The following is a 16045-nucleotide window of genomic DNA, read 5'->3' on the forward strand; positions in this document are numbered from 1 at the left end:
GCCGCGCAGCAGGCGGCCCAGCGGGCCGCCGCTCCGGCAGCGGCGGCGGCCGGCAGCAAGGTGGTCGGCTACTTCACCAACTGGGGTGTGTACGACCGGAACTACCACGTCAAGAACATCGAGACGTCCGGTTCCGCCGCCAAGCTCACGCACATCAACTACGCCTTCGGCAACGTCACGGGCGGCAAGTGTGTGATCGGCGACTCGTACGCCGACTACGAGAAGGCGTACACCGCCGACCAGAGCGTGGACGGCAAGGCCGACGCCTGGGACGCGCCGCTGCGCGGCAACTTCAACCAGCTGCGCAAGCTCAAGGCGAAGCACCCCGGCCTGAAGGTCATCTGGTCGTTCGGCGGCTGGTCCTGGTCCGGCGGCTTCACCGAGGCGGCGCGGAACCCGGCCGCCTTCGCGAAGTCCTGCTACGACCTGGTGGAGGACCCGCGCTGGGCCGATGTCTTCGACGGCATCGACATCGACTGGGAGTACCCCAACTCCTGCGGTCTGACCTGTGACACGAGCGGTCGCGCCGCCTTCAAGAACCTCGCCTCCGCGCTGCGGACGCAGTTCAAGGCCCCGAACCTGGTCACCGCCGCCATCACCGCCGACGGCACCCCCGGCGGCAAGATCGACGCCGCCGACTACGCGGGCGCCGCGCAGTACCTCGACTGGTACAACCCGATGACGTACGACTTCTTCGGCGCGTTCGCGGCGCAGGGCCCCACCGCCCCGCACTCCCCCCTCACGAACTACGCGGGCATCCCGACCCAGGGCTTCACCACCGACACCGCCATCGCCAAGCTCAAGAGCCTCGGCGTCCCGGCCTCGAAGCTGCTGCTCGGCATCGGCTTCTACGGGCGCGGCTGGACCGGTGTGACCCAGAAGGCGCCGGGCGGGTCCGCGACGGGCGCGGCGGCCGGCAAGTACGAGGCGGGCATCGAGGACTACAAGGTCCTCAAGACCAGCTGCCCGGCCAACGGTACGGTCGGTGGCACCGCGTACGCCTTCTGCGGCAACAACTGGTGGAGCTACGACACCCCCGCCACCATCGCCGGGAAGATGGCCTACAAGAACCAGCAGGGTCTGGGCGGCACGTTCTTCTGGGAGCTGAGCGGCGACACCACCAACGGTGAGCTGATCAAGGCGATCAACTAGGCAGGACGGTTCTCACTCCTCGCCGGGCGGGCGGGCGTCCTGCCCGTCCGGCGAGTCCAGCAGGCTCTCGGCCTGCCGGTCGTCGAGGCCCGTGAACGGCCGCCACTCCAGGTCGGGTGGCGGCGCCGGGCATTCCGGCGCGAACTCCTCGATCGTGTTGAGGGTGTGGCGCAGCATCCGCACCAGCAGGTCGCGCGGGATCTCCCGGGGCAGCGTGTCGCGGTGCGCCAGCCATTCGAGCGTGAGCCACTCGACACTGCTCAGCCAGCCCAGCAGCGCGAGCCGGGCGATCGGCGGGATGTCGTGGTGTCCGTAGGCGCCGTCGGCGATCGTGGAGACCAGCCCCGTCCGCACGGCGTCCCGGATGGACTGCACCTGGGTGTCGAAGCCCACGCCGCCGTTGATGACGGTGCGGTAGGCCGCCTCGTTGTACTGGGCGAAGCGCAGATAGGCCTCGACGGTCCGCTGCACGCGCTGGGTGCGCGGGAGTTCGGCGCCGCCCGCGGCGAGTGTGACGAGTTCGGTGACGGCGTCCTCGACGATCGCGAGGTAGTAGCCGCGCTTGTTCTCGAAGTAGTAGTAGATCAGCCCCTTGGCCACCCCGGCGTGCGAGGCGATGTCGTCCATCGACAGCGCGTCGTACGAGGTGTCGGCGAACAACTTCCTTCCGGTGGCGATGAGTTCGGAGCGTCGCACCTGTGATCGGGCGGACGCGCCCCGCTGCTGACTACGATTCACGTTCGCGTCCTGGTCTCCGGCTGCCTCAGAATGCCCGCAGTATTGCAGAGACAGCGGTGGCGGCCGGAGACCGGTGCGATCGGAGCGGCCGGGGCTTCCGGCCGGAGAGGTCCTGGCCTCCCGTCAGAGCAGTCCGACCGCGCGCAGGGCGTGCCGCTGGGCCGTGCCGGGGTCGGCGGGCCAGTACACGTAACAGACGCCGCCGGTCCCCGAGGTGACGTTCCCCGCCGCGTTGTAGCGCTTGGTCCTGAGCCAGATGGTCTCCCACTCGGCCCTGCGGTACACCCGCCGTACCGCGTTGTTGTCGGGCGAGGCGGGGTCGTTGGCGATCACGTCCCCGGACTCCGTGAAGCCGATCACGGTCATCAGGTGTCCCGCCGTGCCGTACCCCGCACCGGTCAGCTCCTTCTGGAGGAACGACTGCGAGGTGATGACGGGGATGCCGGCGCGGACCAGGTTCTCCACGTCGGTCAGCGAACCGAGCCGGGTGACCGCCGAGTTCAGATCCCGGTACGTGGCGGCGTAGGCGGCGTTGAAGGGCCAGTTGCCGCACCCGTCGTACTGGTGGTCGAACGTGTACCGGGCCGCGTGGCAGACCTGCGGGTCCGCGAAGGCGGGGTCGACCCAGGCGAGATCCTCGGCGGTGGGCTTCCGCCCCCAGTACTCGATGATCATCTGCGAGGAGGTGGGGCTGCACCACGCCTCGCCGCCGTTGTCGTACTCGGGGTACTGCCCGGCATGGGTGTTCTGCGAGTAGCGCGGCACGGTCAGCTCCCGCGCCGGGCCCGGCGTGGAGGCCGGCACGGTGAACCGGTCGGGGATGTCGGACGCCATCGCGCCGAGCCGGTGCACGGTCGGGGTGAGCCGGGTGCCCGGCCTGCGGTACAGGGTGAGCCGCAGCTGGTACGAGGCCAGGCGCAGCCCGCTCGCCGCGTCGTCCACGGCGAAGGTGTCGGTCCAGACGCTGCTGCGCCCGTCGGTCTGGCCGTCGACGGAGGTACGCCGGATGTCGTCGGGGCCGTCGCCGGAGGTCCAGCGGCCGAGGACGTACCACGGGGTCCTGGTCCTGTCGGAGTAGTCGCCCCGCAGCTCGATCTGGATCCAGGTGCCGGCCGGTGTCCTGGCGTTCCAGGAGGCGACGAGTTCGGTGGCGGGGACGGCCGGACGGTGGACCGGCGAGGTCCACGTCCCGTACTCCCAGGCGGTGGTCAGCCCGGTGTGCGGATCGGCGTAGTCCGTACGGCCCGTGGGGGACCCGATCACGAGGGACGGCCGGGCGCCGGGCACGGCGCGGGTGCCCTGGGCCTCGCCCGCGCGCCAGTCGGAGTACGAGGTCCAGAAGGAGTTGTCCACCAGCGGCTCGGCCCGGGGGGCGGACAGGGCGGCGGCGGGGACGGCGGAGACCACGGTGGCGGACGCGGCGGACGCGAGCACGGCGGCCAGTACGGTTCTGCGGGAGGTGGGACGGGTCACAGGGGGGACCTCCGGTCGACGGCAGAAGAGCTGAAGAGGGGGGAAAGAGCGGGGAGGGGGAGAGGGGGGAAGGGACGGCTGCTCGGCCGTCGTCAACTATCCAGGCTCCCGGCGGCCTTCTGCCAGCGATTCGGCCCGCGTGGCGCGAGCAATATTGGTCCTGACCAGTGGCATGACCTGCGGGACCACCGGGCGCCCGGCCACCGCCCCCACCCCTCGTAGGCTGGGCGGATGGACGATCTGACGGATGTGGCCGCCGCCCTGCGCGCCCTGCCGCCCTCCTGCGGTCCCGTACGGCTGGTGGCGGTCGACGGCCACGCGGGCTCCGGGAAGAGCACCTTCGCCACCCGCCTCGCGGACGCGCTCGGCGGCGCGCCCGTCCTGCGCCTCGACGACCTGGCGACCCACGAGGAGCTGTTCGCGTGGCTGCCCCGGCTCCTCGATCAGGTGATCGACCCCCTCGCGCGCGGGACGAGCGCGCGCTACGCGCCGTACGACTGGACCCTGCGCCGCTTCGGCGCGCCCCGCCTCCTGGCACCGGCCCCCGTCGTCCTGATCGAGGGGGTCGGGGCCGGGCGCCGGGCCCTGCGGCCGCATCTCGCCCGGCTGCTGTGGATGGACCGGGGCGCCGAGGAGTCCTGGCGCCGGGGGCGCCGGCGCGACGGACCGGCGCAGACCCGGTTCTGGGACGGCTGGACGGTGGCGGAGACCAGCCATTTCACCGCGGATCCCTCACGGCCGTTCGCCGACGCGCTGGTACGGGAGGTACGGGAGGGGTACGTGGTGTGTTCCGCGCCGCCCGCGGCAGCGGGAACCGAACCGGCCCCTCACCCAACGTGATCAGTTCCGGCCCCCGTACCGGGCAGTCGGCCGTCGGCCCGGCGTGTGCTCCAACTCCGCTTGACCGACGGGTGGGACAGGTCTTACGTTCTTAATGTGCGGCTTTTCGGAGCCGCCGCAGACGCGAAGCCCCCGGTTGTTCCCCCGTGATCGGGGGCTTCGTTCTGCCCCTTTCACCCCGTCCCGGCCCCCGCGCCGCATCCCGCGCTCACCGTCGGTCACCGCACCCTCGCGACGCACGGCACCCTTAGTCCCGTACCCCCTGCGCAGGTACGATGCATCTCGGTGCGGTCAATTCCCGTCCGCGACAAGGTGGTTCGGCACGCTGCCGACGGGCTCCCGCCCGGCGGGACATCATGGGTGCACGGTTTGTGGGGGACCTGATGGATATCGGCACGCAGGGCACGCACGCCCCGGCCGACCTCGCCTGGGTACGTGGCGTGGACGCGTACACCATGGGCGCGTATCCGCAGGCGGAGGAGGAATTCAGGACCGCCGTACGGCTGGATCCCGGAATGGCCGACGGCTGGCTGGGGCTGCACGCGCTGCGCGTCGACACCACGACGGCCCTGCTCCGGATGTACCGCCACCGCGACCGCTTCGGCGAGCAGCGCGCCCACCACCGCCGTACGCTCAACTCCTGGTACTGGCTGGGCTGGTGGGTGCAACCGGTGCTGGAGAGCGGCCGGGACCTGCTCCTCGCGCACGCCTCGCACTGGCTGGACGGCCGGCACGTACCAGAACTGGACCGGGCGCTCGCCGGCCTGCCGCCCGTGAACGCCGATCCGCAGGTGCGGTTCCTGCACGCGTGCCGCGCGTACCTGGTCAAGGACTGGGACGAGCTGGTCCGCCACACCGAACCACTCGTCGACGACACCCTCCTGGGCATCGAGGCGGGCCTGTTCGGCGGCATGGCCCGGGTCAGGCTGGAGATGTTCACGCAGGCGGAGCCGCTGCTGGCCACGGCGCTGATGCGCTGCCGCAGCGAACAGCCGCAGCGCAAGGAGCTGCGCTACTGGCTGGCGCGCGCCCACGAGGGCACCGGCCGCAGCGCCGCCGCCTTACCGCTCTACCGCGCCGTGCACCGGCTCGACCCGTCCTTCATGGACACGGCCGCCCGGCTCGCGGCGATCACGGAACAGGACGGGTACGAGGGCGCCGACGACCCGGGCGGGCTCGCCTCGGTGGCGCTGGCGGGCTTCGGCCAGGAGGCGCTGGACGCGCAGGGCGATCCCGAGGCCCCGCCCGTCCCCGACGCACGCCTCGGCGGGGAACCGCAGCCGCTGCTGGGCGGCGGCGGTGGCCCCGCGGATCCCGCGCCCGACAATTTCGACGGGGTACGGGAGAAGGTCCCGCTGCCCGTACAGCCCGCTCCCCCGCGCTTCCCGGCGGGCCCCACCGATCCGGTGCTGCTGGCGAGCGCCCTGGCCGAGCTGGAGCGGATGGTCGGCCTGGAACCGGTCAAGCGGCAGGTCAAGGCGCTCTCGGCGCAGCTCAACATGGCGCGGCTGCGGGCCGGTGAGGGACTGCCCGTCCAGCCGCCGAAGCGTCACTTCGTCTTCTCGGGCCCCTCCGGCACCGGCAAGACCACCGTCGCCCGCATCCTGGGCCGGGTCTTCTACGCGCTCGGGCTGCTCGGCGGGGATCATCTCGTGGAGGCGCAGCGGGCCGACCTGGTGGGTGAGTTCCTCGGCCAGACGGCGGTCAAGGCGAACGATCTGATCGACTCGGCGATCGGCGGGGTGCTGTTCGTGGACGAGGCGTACAGCCTCGCCAACACGGGTTACAGCAAGGGTGACGCCTACGGCGACGAGGCGCTCCAGGTGCTGCTCAAGCGCGCCGAGGACAGCCGCGACCATCTCGTGGTGATCCTGGCGGGCTACCCGGAGGGCATGGACCGGCTGCTCGCCACCAATCCCGGCCTCTCGTCCCGCTTCACCAGCCGGGTCGACTTCCCCAGCTACCGCCCGCCGGAGCTGACCGCCATCGGCCAGGTCCTGGCGGCGGAGAACGGCGACGCCTGGGACGAGGAGTCGGTGGACGAGCTGCGCTCGATCAGCGCGCACGTCGTGGACCAGGGCTGGATCGACGAGCTGGGCAACGGGCGCTTCCTCAGGACGCTGTACGAGAAGAGCTGCGCGTACCGCGATCTGCGGCTGTCCGGGTACAGCGGCACCCCGGGGCGTGACGACCTGGCGACGCTGCGGCTGCCCGACCTGATGCAGGCGTACGGCGAGGTGCTGTCGGGGCGGGGTCCGGCGAGCCGGGGCCCGCAGGAGCCGCCGGGGCCCTGAGCCGGCCGCAACGCCGCACGACCGAGGGCCGGCCCCATGGGGGTCGGCCCTCGATCACTCTCCAGGAGGCGCGCCGGATCAGAGCGCCAGCGGATCAGAGTGCCAGCGCCTGGTTGTTCTCCCGGTGGGACGGGTCCCGTACCTCACCGACCAGCATCTCCAGCACGTCCTCCAGCGCCACCAGCCCGAGCACCCGCCCGGACGCGTCCGCGACCTGCGCGAGGTGCGTGGCCGCACGGCGCATCACGGTGAGGGCGTCGTCCAGCGGCAGCTCCGCCCGCAGGGTCGCCATGGGCCGCCACACGTGCTGCGGTACGGCCCGCTCGTCCGCCTCCAGGTCGAGGACGTCCTTGACGTGGAGGTAGCCCATGAAGGCCGCGTTGCCCTCCGCGCACACCGGGAAGCGCGAGAAGCCGGTCCGTACGGTCAGCTCCTCGATCTCGCGCGGGGTGACGGCGGGCGTCACCGTCACCAGCGACGCGCGCGCGAGCAGGACGTCGGTGACCGGGCGGCTGCCCAGCTCCAGCGCGTCCTCCAGGCGCTCCTGCGCCTCCGCGTCGAGCAGCCCCGCCTGGCCGGAGTCCTCGACGAGGCGGTTGAGCTGCTCACTGGTGAAGACCGCCTCCACCTCGTCCTTGGGCTCGACCCGGAACGCCCGCAGGACCAGCCGGGCGCAGGCGCCCAGCGCGGCCGTGACCGGGCGGCAGAGCCGGGCGAAGCCGACGAGGCCGGGGCTGAGCCAGAGCGCGGTCTTCTCCGGGGCGGCCATGGCGAGGTTCTTCGGGACCATCTCCCCGATGACCAGGTGCAGGAAGACCACCAGGGCCAGGGCGATGACGAAGCCCAGCGGATGGATCAGCCCCTCGGGCACGCGGACCGCGTGGAACAGCGGCTCCAGCAGCCGCGCCACCGTCGGCTCGGCGACCGCGCCGAGCGTCAGGGAGCAGACGGTGATGCCGAACTGCGCCGCCGCCATCATCTGCGGAAGGTTCTCCAGGCCGTGCAGCACCTGCCGGGCCCGGGCGGAGCCGAGGGCGGCGTGCGGCTCGATCTGGCTGCGGCGTACGGAGACGAGGGCGAACTCGGCGCCGACGAAGAACCCGTTGGCCAGGACGAGGAGCACGGCGAGGCCGAGTTGCAGGACGCTCATCGGGAGCCCTCCGCCATCGCGGGGGTGTCCGTGGAGGCGTCCTGGGCGGCCCGGCCGGAGTCCTGGGCCACGCGGCCGGAGTCCTGGGCGACCAGGCCCGGCAGGTCGTCGTGCGCGCCGCCGGACGGACCGTCACCGGCCACGCCCACCGCGACCTTCGCGGGTCCGCCGGTACGGGATCCGGCGGGCCGGGAGGCGGGCGCGTCGGCCGCGAGATCCTTCGAGGTGTCCGCGTACGCCTCCGCCGGTACGTCACCGGTACGGACCAGCCGCACCCGCTCGGCCCGGTAGCGGTCCACCCGCCGCACGGAGAGCCGCCAGCCGGGCAGCTCGGCCCGGTCCCCGGGAGCGGGGATACGGCCCAGCAGATCGGCGACCAGGCCCGCCAGCGTCTCGTACGGGCCGTCGGGCACGTCCAGGCCGATGCGCCGCAGGGTGAGGACACGGGCGCTGCCGTCGGCCTCCCAGGCGGGCCTGCCGTCCTCGGCGGCGACAGGGGCCAGTTCCGGCCGCCCGTCGCCCTCGGCGTCGTGCTCGTCCCTGACCTCGCCGACGAGCTCCTCGATGATGTCCTCCAGGGTGACGACCCCGGCCGTACCGCCGTACTCGTCGACCACGACGGCTATGGGCTGTTCGCTGCGGAGCCGTTCCAGCAGCTGCTGGACGGGCAGCGTCTCGGGGACCAGCAGCGCCGGGACGGCGATGCGCCCGGCCTCCGTACGCGCCCGCTCGTCGCGGGGCACGGCCAGCGCGTCCTTGAGGTGCACCATGCCGACGATCTCGTCGATGCGCTCCCGGTAGACCGGGAAGCGGGACAGGCCGGTGGCCCGGGTGAGGTTGAGGACATCGGCGGCGGTCGCGTCCGACTGGAGGGCGCTGACCTTCACGCGCGGTGTCATCACGTGCTGCGCGGTGAGCCGGCCGAGGGACAGGGTCCGTACGAACAGGTCGGCGGTGTCCTGTTCGAGCGTGCCCGCCTGGGCCGAGTGCCGGGCCAGCGAGACCAGCTCGCCGGGGGTACGGGCCGAGGCGAGCTCGTCCGTCGGTTCCACGCCCAGCATCCGGACGAGGCGGTTGGCGACGGTGTTGAGCAGGGTGATCACCGGCCGGAACGCGGTGGAGAAGAGATGCTGCGGTCCGGCGACGAACCGGGCCACCTGGAGCGGCCGGGACACCGCCCAGTTCTTGGGGACGAGTTCGCCGATCACCATCTGAACGGCGGAGGCGAGCAGCATGCCCACCACCACCGAGATCCCGGAGACGGCGCCGTCGGGCAGCCCGGTCGCGGTCAGCGGCCCGTCGAGCAGGTGGGCCAGGGCCGGTTCGGCGAGCATGCCGACGACCAGGGACGTGATGGTGATGCCGAGCTGGGTGCCGGAGAGCTGGAACGACAGCTCGCCGAGTGCCTTGACGACGGTACGGGCCCGCCGGTCGCCCGCGGCGGCGGCGCGCTCGGCGTCCGGCCGGTCCACGGTGACGAGGCCGAACTCGGCCGCCACGAAGAAGCCGTTGGCGAGGATGAGAAGGAATGCTGCGGCGAGCAGCAGAAGGGAGAGGGTCATGCCGCCGCCTCGTCGAAGGGGGCGGCGCAGGTACTACCGGATGATCCGTCCATTGCTGGAGGGAGTCACTCCTCGGGTCGCAGGATGCCCCACGGGCCGGACACGGCCGTCGGATGCGGGGCGCGGCGCACTTCGGCGCCGCCACGCACCAGAGTAATCAAGACAGGGGCGTGGAGGGCAGGGGCTCAGCCGTTGTGGCTTCCGGCGTCACCGGAACCGGCGCCTCCGGGACCGGTCCCGGGGCCGTGCGGCGCGGTGTCCCGGGTGTCGGTTCCGGTGCCGTGGGACTCCGCGAGGGCGCGCAGGGCGCGCGCGTCCCGGATGGCGTGTTCCTTGGCGACACCGGGCTGGATGGCCAGGACGGGCAGGCTGCTGCCGTCGCTGAGGTCGAGGAAGACCCACGGGTCGCCGGTGCGCAGATTGACCCGCAGGATCTCCGCCCAGGCCAGGCGGCGGGTCCGGGTGAGATTCACCACGGTCACCCCCTCGGCGTCGGCGACGACCTTCGGGCGGCTCAGGAGCGCGAGCACCCCGAAGAAGAGGGCGGCGGTGACGATGAAGCTCAGCCGCTCCCCCGGATTCAGCTGCTCCAGCGTCATGCCGATGACGGAGATGACCGCGAACATCACCGCGCCGACGCTGAGGAGCACGATCCGGGTACGGGTGGCCCGGAAGGTGACGGGGAGCACGGGCAGCACTGACATGGCGTTTCGGTCTTCCAGAGGTGGCGTCGGGGCCTGGCGGAACGGGCCGGCGGGAACGGGCCGGTCTCAGAGGCGGCAGGCGTGGATGGCGGTGGTGAGGATCGCGCGGGCGCCCAGCTCGTACAGATCGTCCATGATCCGCTGCGCCTCCTTGGCGGGGACCATGGCGCGGACCGCGACCCAGCCCTCGTTGTGCAGCGGGGAGACGGTCGGCGACTCCAGGCCGGGTGTAAGGGCGACGGCGCGCTCCAGGTGCTCGGCGCGGCAGTCGTAGTCCATCATCACGTAGCTGCGGGCCACCAGGACGCCCTGGAGGCGGCGCAGGAACTGCTGCACCTTGGGCGACTCGGAGTCCGCGCCGGTGCGGCGGATGACGATCGCCTCGGAGGTCATGATCGGCTCGCCGATGACCTCCAGGCCCGCGTTGCGCAGGGACGTACCGGTCTCGACCACGTCCGCGATGATCTGGGCGACGCCCAGTTCGATCGCGGTCTCGACCGCGCCGTCCAGGTGGACGACGGAGGCGTCGACGCCGTTGTCCGCGAGGTGCTTGGCGACGATTCCCTCGTAGGAGGTGGCGACGGTCATGCCGCCGAACTCCGCGACCCCGTCGGCCGTACCGGGCCTGGTGGCGTAGCGGAACGTGGAGCGGGCGAAGCCGAGCGGCAGGATCTCCTCCGCGCTCGCGCCGGAGTCCAGCAGCAGGTCCCGGCCGGTGATGCCGATGTCGAGCCGGCCCGAGCTGACGTAGATCGCGATGTCGCGGGGGCGGAGGTAGAAGAACTCGACCGCGTTCTCCGGGTCGACCAGGACCAGTTCCTTGGACTCCTTGCGCTGCTGGTAGCCGGCCTCATGGAGCATCGCCGACGCAGGTCCGGAGAGGGAGCCTTTGTTGGGGATGGCGATGCGCAGCATGGGGTCCGATTCCTTTGTGCGGAGGGGCGGGTGGTACGGGGCCTGGTGATCCGGTCGGGGGCGTGCGGCGGTACGGCTCAGAGATGGGCGTACACGTCGTCGAGGGAGATGCCGCGCGCCACCATCATCACCTGGACGTGGTAGAGGAGTTGGGAGATCTCCTCGGCGGCGGCCTCCTTGCCCTCGTACTCCGCGGCCATCCACACCTCGGCCGCCTCTTCGACGACCTTCTTCCCGATGGCGTGCACGCCTTTTTCCACCAGCTCGGCGGTGCGTGAGGTGGCGGGGTCGCCGTTGGCGGCCTTCTGCTGGAGCTCGGTGAACAGCTCCTCGAACGTCTTCTTCGACATGGTGGCGCCCACTTTACGCGGCCCGTCCCGTCTCTCAACGCCAGGGTTCGGCCACAGTTCGGAGGACGGTCGCGGTGGCGACGGCGGCCGTCACCGCCTCGTGGCCCTTGTCCTCGTTCGACTCCGGGAGGCCCGCCCGGTCGAGGGCCTGGTCCTCGGTGTCGCAGGTCAGCACCCCGAATCCGATGGGGACGCCGGTGTCGATGGAGACCTGGGTGAGGCCCTGCGTGACGCCCTGGCACACGTACTCGAAGTGGGGGGTGCCGCCCCGGATGACGACGCCGAGCGCGACCACGGCGTCGTAGCCGCGGTCCGCCAGGACCTTGGCCACGACGGGCAGTTCGAAGCTGCCGGGCACGCGCAGCAGGGTCGGCTCGTCGATGCCCAGTTCCCGCAGGGCGCGCAGGGCGCCGTCGACCAGTCCGTCCATGACCTTCTGGTGCCACTGCGCCGCGATCACGGCGACCCTGAGGTCACCGCAGTTCTTCACACTCAGTTCGGGTGCGCCCTTGCCGCTCACGTCTCTCCTCGAAGCTCGTTCTGTGCCTGGTCACGGGTGGACGCAGGGGTCGTACGCGTACGTGTCCTACTGGTTGCCGCAGGCGGACACGGCCACGGCCGGATCCAGCCACGGCAGGTCGTGCCCCATCCGGTCCCGCTTGGTGCGCAGGTAGCGGAGGTTGTGCTCGCCGGCCTGGACGGGCATCGGCTCGCGGCCGGTGACGGTGAGCCCGTGTCGTACCAGCGCCGACGTCTTGTCGGGGTTGTTGGTCATCAGCCGCAGGCTGCGCACGCCGAGGTCGTCCAGGATCCGCGCGCCGGCCGCGTAGTCCCGCGCGTCGGCGGGCAGGCCCAGTTCGAGGTTGGCGTCGAGAGTGTCCCGGCCGCGCTCCTGGAGTTCGTACGCGCGCAGCTTGGACAGCAGGCCGATCCCCCGGCCCTCGTGGCCGCGCAGGTAGACCACGACTCCGCGTCCCGCCTCGGTGATCCGGTCCATGGAGGCCTGGAGCTGGGGGCCGCAGTCGCAGCGCAGCGAGCCGAAGATGTCGCCGGTGAGGCACTCGGAGTGGACGCGCACGAGCACGTCCTCGCCGTCGCCGATCTCGCCGTGGACGAGGGCGAGGTGCTCGACGCCGTCGGCGACCGAGCGGTAGCCGTACGCCGTGAAGTCGCCGGAGGCGGTGGGCAGATGGACCTTCGCCTCGCGGCGGACGGCCGGCTCGGTCGTACGGCGGTACGCGATCAGGTCCTCGATGGAGATGATCGTCAGGCCGTGCTTGCGGGCGAACGGCACGAGGTCGGGCAGGCGCAGCATCACGCCGTCCTCGCCCGCGATCTCCACGATGGCCCCGGCGGGGCGCAGTCCGGCCAGCCGGGCCAGGTCGACGGCGGCCTCGGTGTGACCGTTGCGTACCAGCACCCCGCCTTCCTTGGCGCGCAGCGGGAAGACGTGTCCGGGCCGTACGAAGTCGGCGGGGCCCGCCGTGCCGCCCGCGAGCAGCTGGAGCGTGGTGGCCCGGTCGGCGGCGGAGATGCCGGTGGTGACGCCGTGGGCGGGGCCCGCGTCCACGGAGACGGTGAACGCGGTGCCCATCGACTCGGTGTTGTGGTCCACCATCTGCGGCAGGGCGAGCCGGTCCAGTTCGTCCCCCTCCATGGGGGCGCAGATCAGGCCGCGGCACTCGCTCATCATGAAGGCGATGATCTCCGGGGTGGCCTTCTCGGCCGCGATGACGAGGTCGCCCTCGTTCTCCCGGTCCTCGTCGTCCACGACGACGACGGGCCGTCCGGCGGCGATGTCGCGGATGGCCTGTTCCACCGGGTCGAGGGCGAAGTCCTCGGCGTTGTCGGTGGAGTACCAGGTGGGCAGTGCGGTGGTGGTCATGCTGCTGCTCCTTCCAGAGAGACGGCGCCGGCCCTGGAGCGCAGCCACCAGTCGCGCATCCCCCACAGGACGAGGGCGAGGTAGATCACGTAGACGAGACCGGAGAAGGCGAGCCCGCTGCTGAACGCGAGGGGGACGCCGACGAGGTCGACCAGGAGCCAGGCGAACCAGAACTCCACCAGGCCGCGCGCCTGCGCGATCATCGCGGCGAGCGTGCCCACGAAGATGTACGCGTCGGGCCACGGGTTCCAGGAGAGGTCGGGGAAGGCGGTGAAGAGGCCGCCGACGGCGAGCGTGCCCAGGGCGGTGCCGCCGAGCAGGGCGGCGCGCTCCCGCCAGGTGGCGAAACGGACGGCGACGGTGCCGTCCTGCGCCTGCCGCCGGCCGCGCTGCCACAGCCGCCAGCCCCACAACGCCACACCGATGACGAGGAGTTGTTTGCCGACTCCGCCGCTGAGGTCCGCGGAGGCGTAGGCGCCGACCAGGATGACGCCGGACAGGAACTGGGCGGGCCAGGTCCAGATCGAGCGCCGCCAGCCGAGCGCGAGCGCGCCCAGGCCGATGGTGTTGCCGATCATGTCGGACCACAGGATGTGCTGCCCGACGGCGGTGAAGGCCTCGCCGTTCAGCCAGGTCAGGGCGCTCACTGGACGGGCTCCCCGGATCGGGCGCCGAGCAGGCGCTCCACGTACTTCGCGATGACGTCGACCTCGAGGTTGACCGGGTCGCCGGGTCCCTTGTGGCCGAGGGTGGTCAGCGCGAGGGTGGTGGGGATGAGGCTGATGGTGAAGTAGTCGGGTCCCGCGTCCACGACCGTGAGGCTGACGCCGTCCACGGTGATGGAGCCCTTCTCCACGACGTACTTGGTGAGGTGCGCGGGGAGCGCGACCTTGACGATCTCCCAGTGCTCGGAGACCTCGCGTGCGACGACCGTGCCGGTGCCGTCGACATGGCCCTGGACGATGTGCCCGCCGAGCCGGCCGCCGACAGCCATGGGGCGTTCGAGGTTCACCGGGGAGCCGACGGCGAGCGCGCCGAGGCTGGAGCGGTCGAGGGTCTCGGCCATCACGTCGGCGGTGAACGCGCCCCCGTCCAGGTCGACCACGGTCAGACAGACACCGTTCACGGCGATGGAGTCGCCGTGCTTGGCGCCGTCGGTGACGACGGGGCCGCGCAGCGTGAAGCGGGAGGCGTCGCCGAGATTCTCGACGGCGGTGACCTCACCCAGTTCTTCGACGATTCCGGTGAACACTCAGTGCTCCTTCTTGGCGGTGCCCGGGGTGGCGGGCACGGGGGTGAAGGTGTCGGCGACGGCACTGTCGTGGACGGTGGTGTCTGGGACGGCGGCGTCTGGGACGGTGCGGTCGGGGACGGCGGTGACGCGCAGGTCCGCGCCGATCCGTGTGCTCTCCGTCATGCGGAGTCGCAACGCCCGCGCGAGCGTGGTGATTCCGGCGTCCCCGAGGGCGGTGGGTCCGGCGCCCAGGAGGACCGGGGCCAGGTAGCCGACAACTTTGTCGACGGCGCCCGCGGCGACGAACGAACCGGCCAGCGCCGGGCCGCCTTCGAGGAGGACGGAGCGGACCCCGCGTTCGTGCAGCGCGGCAAGCAGGGCGGGGATGTCGAGACCGCGGGCGGCGCGGGGCAGCCGTACGACGTCCTTGAGGTGCCCCCGCCCGCCCAGGTCGGCGTCCTCGGCGACGGCGATCAGGGTGGGCGCGGCGGAATCCACGATCCGCGCGCCCGGTCGTACGGCGGTGGCCTCGGTGTCGACCACGACACGCAGCGGCTGTACGGCGCCCTCGATGCCCCGGACCGCGAGGTGCGGGTCGTCGGTGCGGGCGGTGCCCGAGCCGACCACGACGGCGTCGGCCTCGGCGCGCAGCCGGTGGACGTCGGCGCGGGCCTCGGGGGAGGTGATCCAGCGGCTGGTGGAGTCTGCGGCGGCGATGCGGCCGTCGAGGGTGGCCGCGTACTTCCACAGGACGTGGGGGCGGCCGAGCCGTACGGAGGTCAGCCAGGCGGTGTTGCCCGCCTCGGTCTCCTCCTCGAGCAGCCCCCGCTCGACCGTGACCCCGGCCGCGCGCAGGGTGCCGGCGCCTCCCCCGGCCCGGGGGTCGGGGTCGGCGACCGCGTACAGGACCCGGGCGACGCCCGCGTCGACGAGTGCCTGGGAGCAGGGGCCCGTACGGCCGGTGTGGTCGCAGGGTTCGAGGGTGACGTACGCCGTGCCGCCCCGGGCGCGCTCACCTGCCGCGCGCAGGGCGTGGATCTCGGCGTGCGGGCCGCCGGCCCGCCGGTGGAACCCCTCGCCCGCGAGCCGTCCCGAGGCGTCGAGAATCACGCATCCGACGACCGGGTTCGGGCTGGTGGAGCCGAGTCCGAGGGCGGCGAGCGTGATCGCGCGACGCATCGCGTCCGCGTCGGTCACCGCTTCGGCTTCCGTTGCCACCGGGTCCTCCTGCCTCTGGGGCACGGACTCCGGGGCCTGTCGATGACGACAGAGAAAACGGAACACATTCGGGGGCGCCAGGGCCGGCGAACCGGCTCGTCCGAGGACGAACCGCCGACGGCGGCATACCCGATCATGGCCCGCCGCGCACTGCCTCCCATCCGGACTTTCACCGTCGGTCCAGGAATCTCACCTGGTCAACCGGCCGCTGGCTGCGGACGGGTCGCGGACTATAACCGCCGGTTCGGAATTACACCGACCCCGGAGTGCGCTGCTTCTGGTACAGAAACAGTGTGCCACGCCTGATCGTCGGCCAACCGGGTGACCTCTGTGTGCTGGCTCACAGACGGTCAGCGCATGGTCACCGATCGGCCAGGGCAGGACTGTCGGTTCGGCCGACGCGGGGTCGCCGTGTTGTCGGCGGATCGGGTCGGCCATCGGTCGGCGGGGGGCGGCGCGCAGTCGGCGGACATGCCGGTGATCGGCACGCGGGCCGATCGGCGCGTTGTCGGCGCATCGGGTCGGCCATC

The 16045-nt window shown here is 72.1% G+C and carries 15 protein-coding genes and 1 riboswitch; of the genes, 3 read left to right on the forward strand and 12 right to left on the reverse strand.

What is annotated here, in order from left to right; all coding sequences use genetic code 11:
• Positions 1 to 1152, forward strand: a 1152-nt coding sequence (locus GT042_RS21595) for a glycoside hydrolase family 18 protein (RefSeq protein WP_161310373.1), incomplete at its 5' end; no start/stop codon positions are given.
• Between the two features lie 12 nt (positions 1153 to 1164).
• On the opposite strand, the gene GT042_RS21600 is transcribed toward GT042_RS21595, so the two are convergent.
• Positions 1165 to 1890: a TetR/AcrR family transcriptional regulator gene (locus tag GT042_RS21600; protein WP_161310374.1), complete on the reverse strand. Its 726-nt coding sequence runs from the start codon at positions 1888 to 1890 to the stop codon at positions 1165 to 1167.
• Between the two features lie 123 nt (positions 1891 to 2013).
• On the reverse strand, positions 2014 to 3363 hold the full coding sequence (locus GT042_RS21605; protein WP_161310375.1) for a peptidase C39 family protein: 1350 nt from the start codon (positions 3361 to 3363) through the stop codon (positions 2014 to 2016).
• Between the two features lie 231 nt (positions 3364 to 3594).
• Here GT042_RS21605 and GT042_RS21610 point away from each other — a divergent pair, with 231 nt between their 5' ends.
• Complete coding sequence (locus GT042_RS21610) at positions 3595 to 4203, forward strand: hypothetical protein (protein ID WP_161310376.1); 609 nt, start codon at positions 3595 to 3597, stop codon at positions 4201 to 4203.
• Positions 4204 to 4586: 383 nt separating this feature from the next.
• On the forward strand, positions 4587 to 6497 hold the full coding sequence (locus GT042_RS21615) for an AAA family ATPase (RefSeq protein WP_161310377.1): 1911 nt from the start codon (positions 4587 to 4589) through the stop codon (positions 6495 to 6497).
• Positions 6498 to 6591: 94 nt separating this feature from the next.
• Here GT042_RS21615 and GT042_RS21620 read toward each other — a convergent pair whose 3' ends face one another.
• From GT042_RS21620 to ribD, 10 genes are all read right to left on the reverse strand, one after another.
• Positions 6592 to 7647, reverse strand: coding sequence for a hemolysin family protein (locus GT042_RS21620; protein WP_161310378.1), 1056 nt, complete (start codon positions 7645 to 7647; stop codon positions 6592 to 6594).
• A complete protein-coding gene (locus GT042_RS21625; RefSeq protein WP_161310379.1) occupies positions 7644 to 9209 on the reverse strand; it encodes a hemolysin family protein in 1566 nt (521 codons plus the stop codon). Before GT042_RS21625 ends, GT042_RS21620 begins: the two co-directional genes overlap by 4 nt.
• Positions 9210 to 9394: 185 nt before the next feature.
• Complete coding sequence (locus GT042_RS21630; protein WP_161310380.1) at positions 9395 to 9913, reverse strand: PH domain-containing protein; 519 nt, start codon at positions 9911 to 9913, stop codon at positions 9395 to 9397.
• A gap of 66 nt (positions 9914 to 9979) precedes the next feature.
• Entirely contained in the window at positions 9980 to 10828 is an 849-nt protein-coding gene (gene hisG, locus GT042_RS21635) for an ATP phosphoribosyltransferase (protein WP_161310381.1), read from the reverse strand.
• 77 nt (positions 10829 to 10905) lie between these two features.
• Positions 10906 to 11178, reverse strand: a complete 273-nt coding sequence (locus GT042_RS21640; protein ID WP_161310382.1) for a phosphoribosyl-ATP diphosphatase — start codon at positions 11176 to 11178, stop codon at positions 10906 to 10908.
• 34 nt (positions 11179 to 11212) lie between these two features.
• Positions 11213 to 11698, reverse strand: a complete 486-nt coding sequence (gene ribH / locus GT042_RS21645) for a 6,7-dimethyl-8-ribityllumazine synthase (protein WP_161310383.1) — start codon at positions 11696 to 11698, stop codon at positions 11213 to 11215.
• Between the two features lie 66 nt (positions 11699 to 11764).
• Positions 11765 to 13063 (reverse strand): bifunctional 3,4-dihydroxy-2-butanone-4-phosphate synthase/GTP cyclohydrolase II, encoded by a 1299-nt coding sequence (locus GT042_RS21650; protein WP_161310384.1) that lies wholly within the window; start codon positions 13061 to 13063, stop codon positions 11765 to 11767.
• The gene (locus tag GT042_RS21655) at positions 13060 to 13710 is read right to left on the reverse strand and encodes a nicotinamide mononucleotide transporter family protein (RefSeq protein WP_161310385.1); all 651 of its coding nucleotides are present in this window, start codon (positions 13708 to 13710) and stop codon (positions 13060 to 13062) included. The genes GT042_RS21650 and GT042_RS21655 overlap by 4 nt, the downstream gene beginning before the upstream one ends.
• Entirely contained in the window at positions 13707 to 14315 is a 609-nt protein-coding gene (locus tag GT042_RS21660) for a riboflavin synthase (protein WP_161310386.1), read from the reverse strand. Before GT042_RS21660 ends, GT042_RS21655 begins: the two co-directional genes overlap by 4 nt.
• A complete protein-coding gene (gene ribD, locus GT042_RS21665) occupies positions 14316 to 15476 on the reverse strand; it encodes a bifunctional diaminohydroxyphosphoribosylaminopyrimidine deaminase/5-amino-6-(5-phosphoribosylamino)uracil reductase RibD (protein WP_161310387.1) in 1161 nt (386 codons plus the stop codon). It abuts the gene before it with no gap.
• A 182-nt stretch (positions 15477 to 15658) separates the two neighbouring features.
• Positions 15659 to 15789, reverse strand: a riboswitch (FMN riboswitch).
• Between the last annotated feature and the right edge of the window lie 256 nt (positions 15790 to 16045).

This window comes from Streptomyces sp. SID3212 (assembly GCF_009865405.1).
Classification (GTDB): domain Bacteria; phylum Actinomycetota; class Actinomycetes; order Streptomycetales; family Streptomycetaceae; genus Streptomyces.

Coding starts and splice junctions, on each gene's coding strand:
- GT042_RS21630 (WP_161310380.1), bottom strand. CDS start 9,913: ATGTCAGTGCTGCCCGTGCTCCCCGTCACCTTCCGGGCCACCCGTACC.
- ribD (WP_161310387.1), bottom strand. CDS start 15,476: ATGCGTCGCGCGATCACGCTCGCCGCCCTCGGACTCGGCTCCACCAGC.
- GT042_RS21610 (WP_161310376.1), top strand. CDS start 3,595: ATGGACGATCTGACGGATGTGGCCGCCGCCCTGCGCGCCCTGCCGCCC.
- GT042_RS21620 (WP_161310378.1), bottom strand. CDS start 7,647: ATGAGCGTCCTGCAACTCGGCCTCGCCGTGCTCCTCGTCCTGGCCAAC.
- GT042_RS21615 (WP_161310377.1), top strand. CDS start 4,587: ATGGATATCGGCACGCAGGGCACGCACGCCCCGGCCGACCTCGCCTGG.
- hisG (WP_161310381.1), bottom strand. CDS start 10,828: ATGCTGCGCATCGCCATCCCCAACAAAGGCTCCCTCTCCGGACCTGCG.
- GT042_RS21650 (WP_161310384.1), bottom strand. CDS start 13,063: ATGACCACCACCGCACTGCCCACCTGGTACTCCACCGACAACGCCGAG.
- GT042_RS21640 (WP_161310382.1), bottom strand. CDS start 11,178: ATGTCGAAGAAGACGTTCGAGGAGCTGTTCACCGAGCTCCAGCAGAAG.
- GT042_RS21625 (WP_161310379.1), bottom strand. CDS start 9,209: ATGACCCTCTCCCTTCTGCTGCTCGCCGCAGCATTCCTTCTCATCCTC.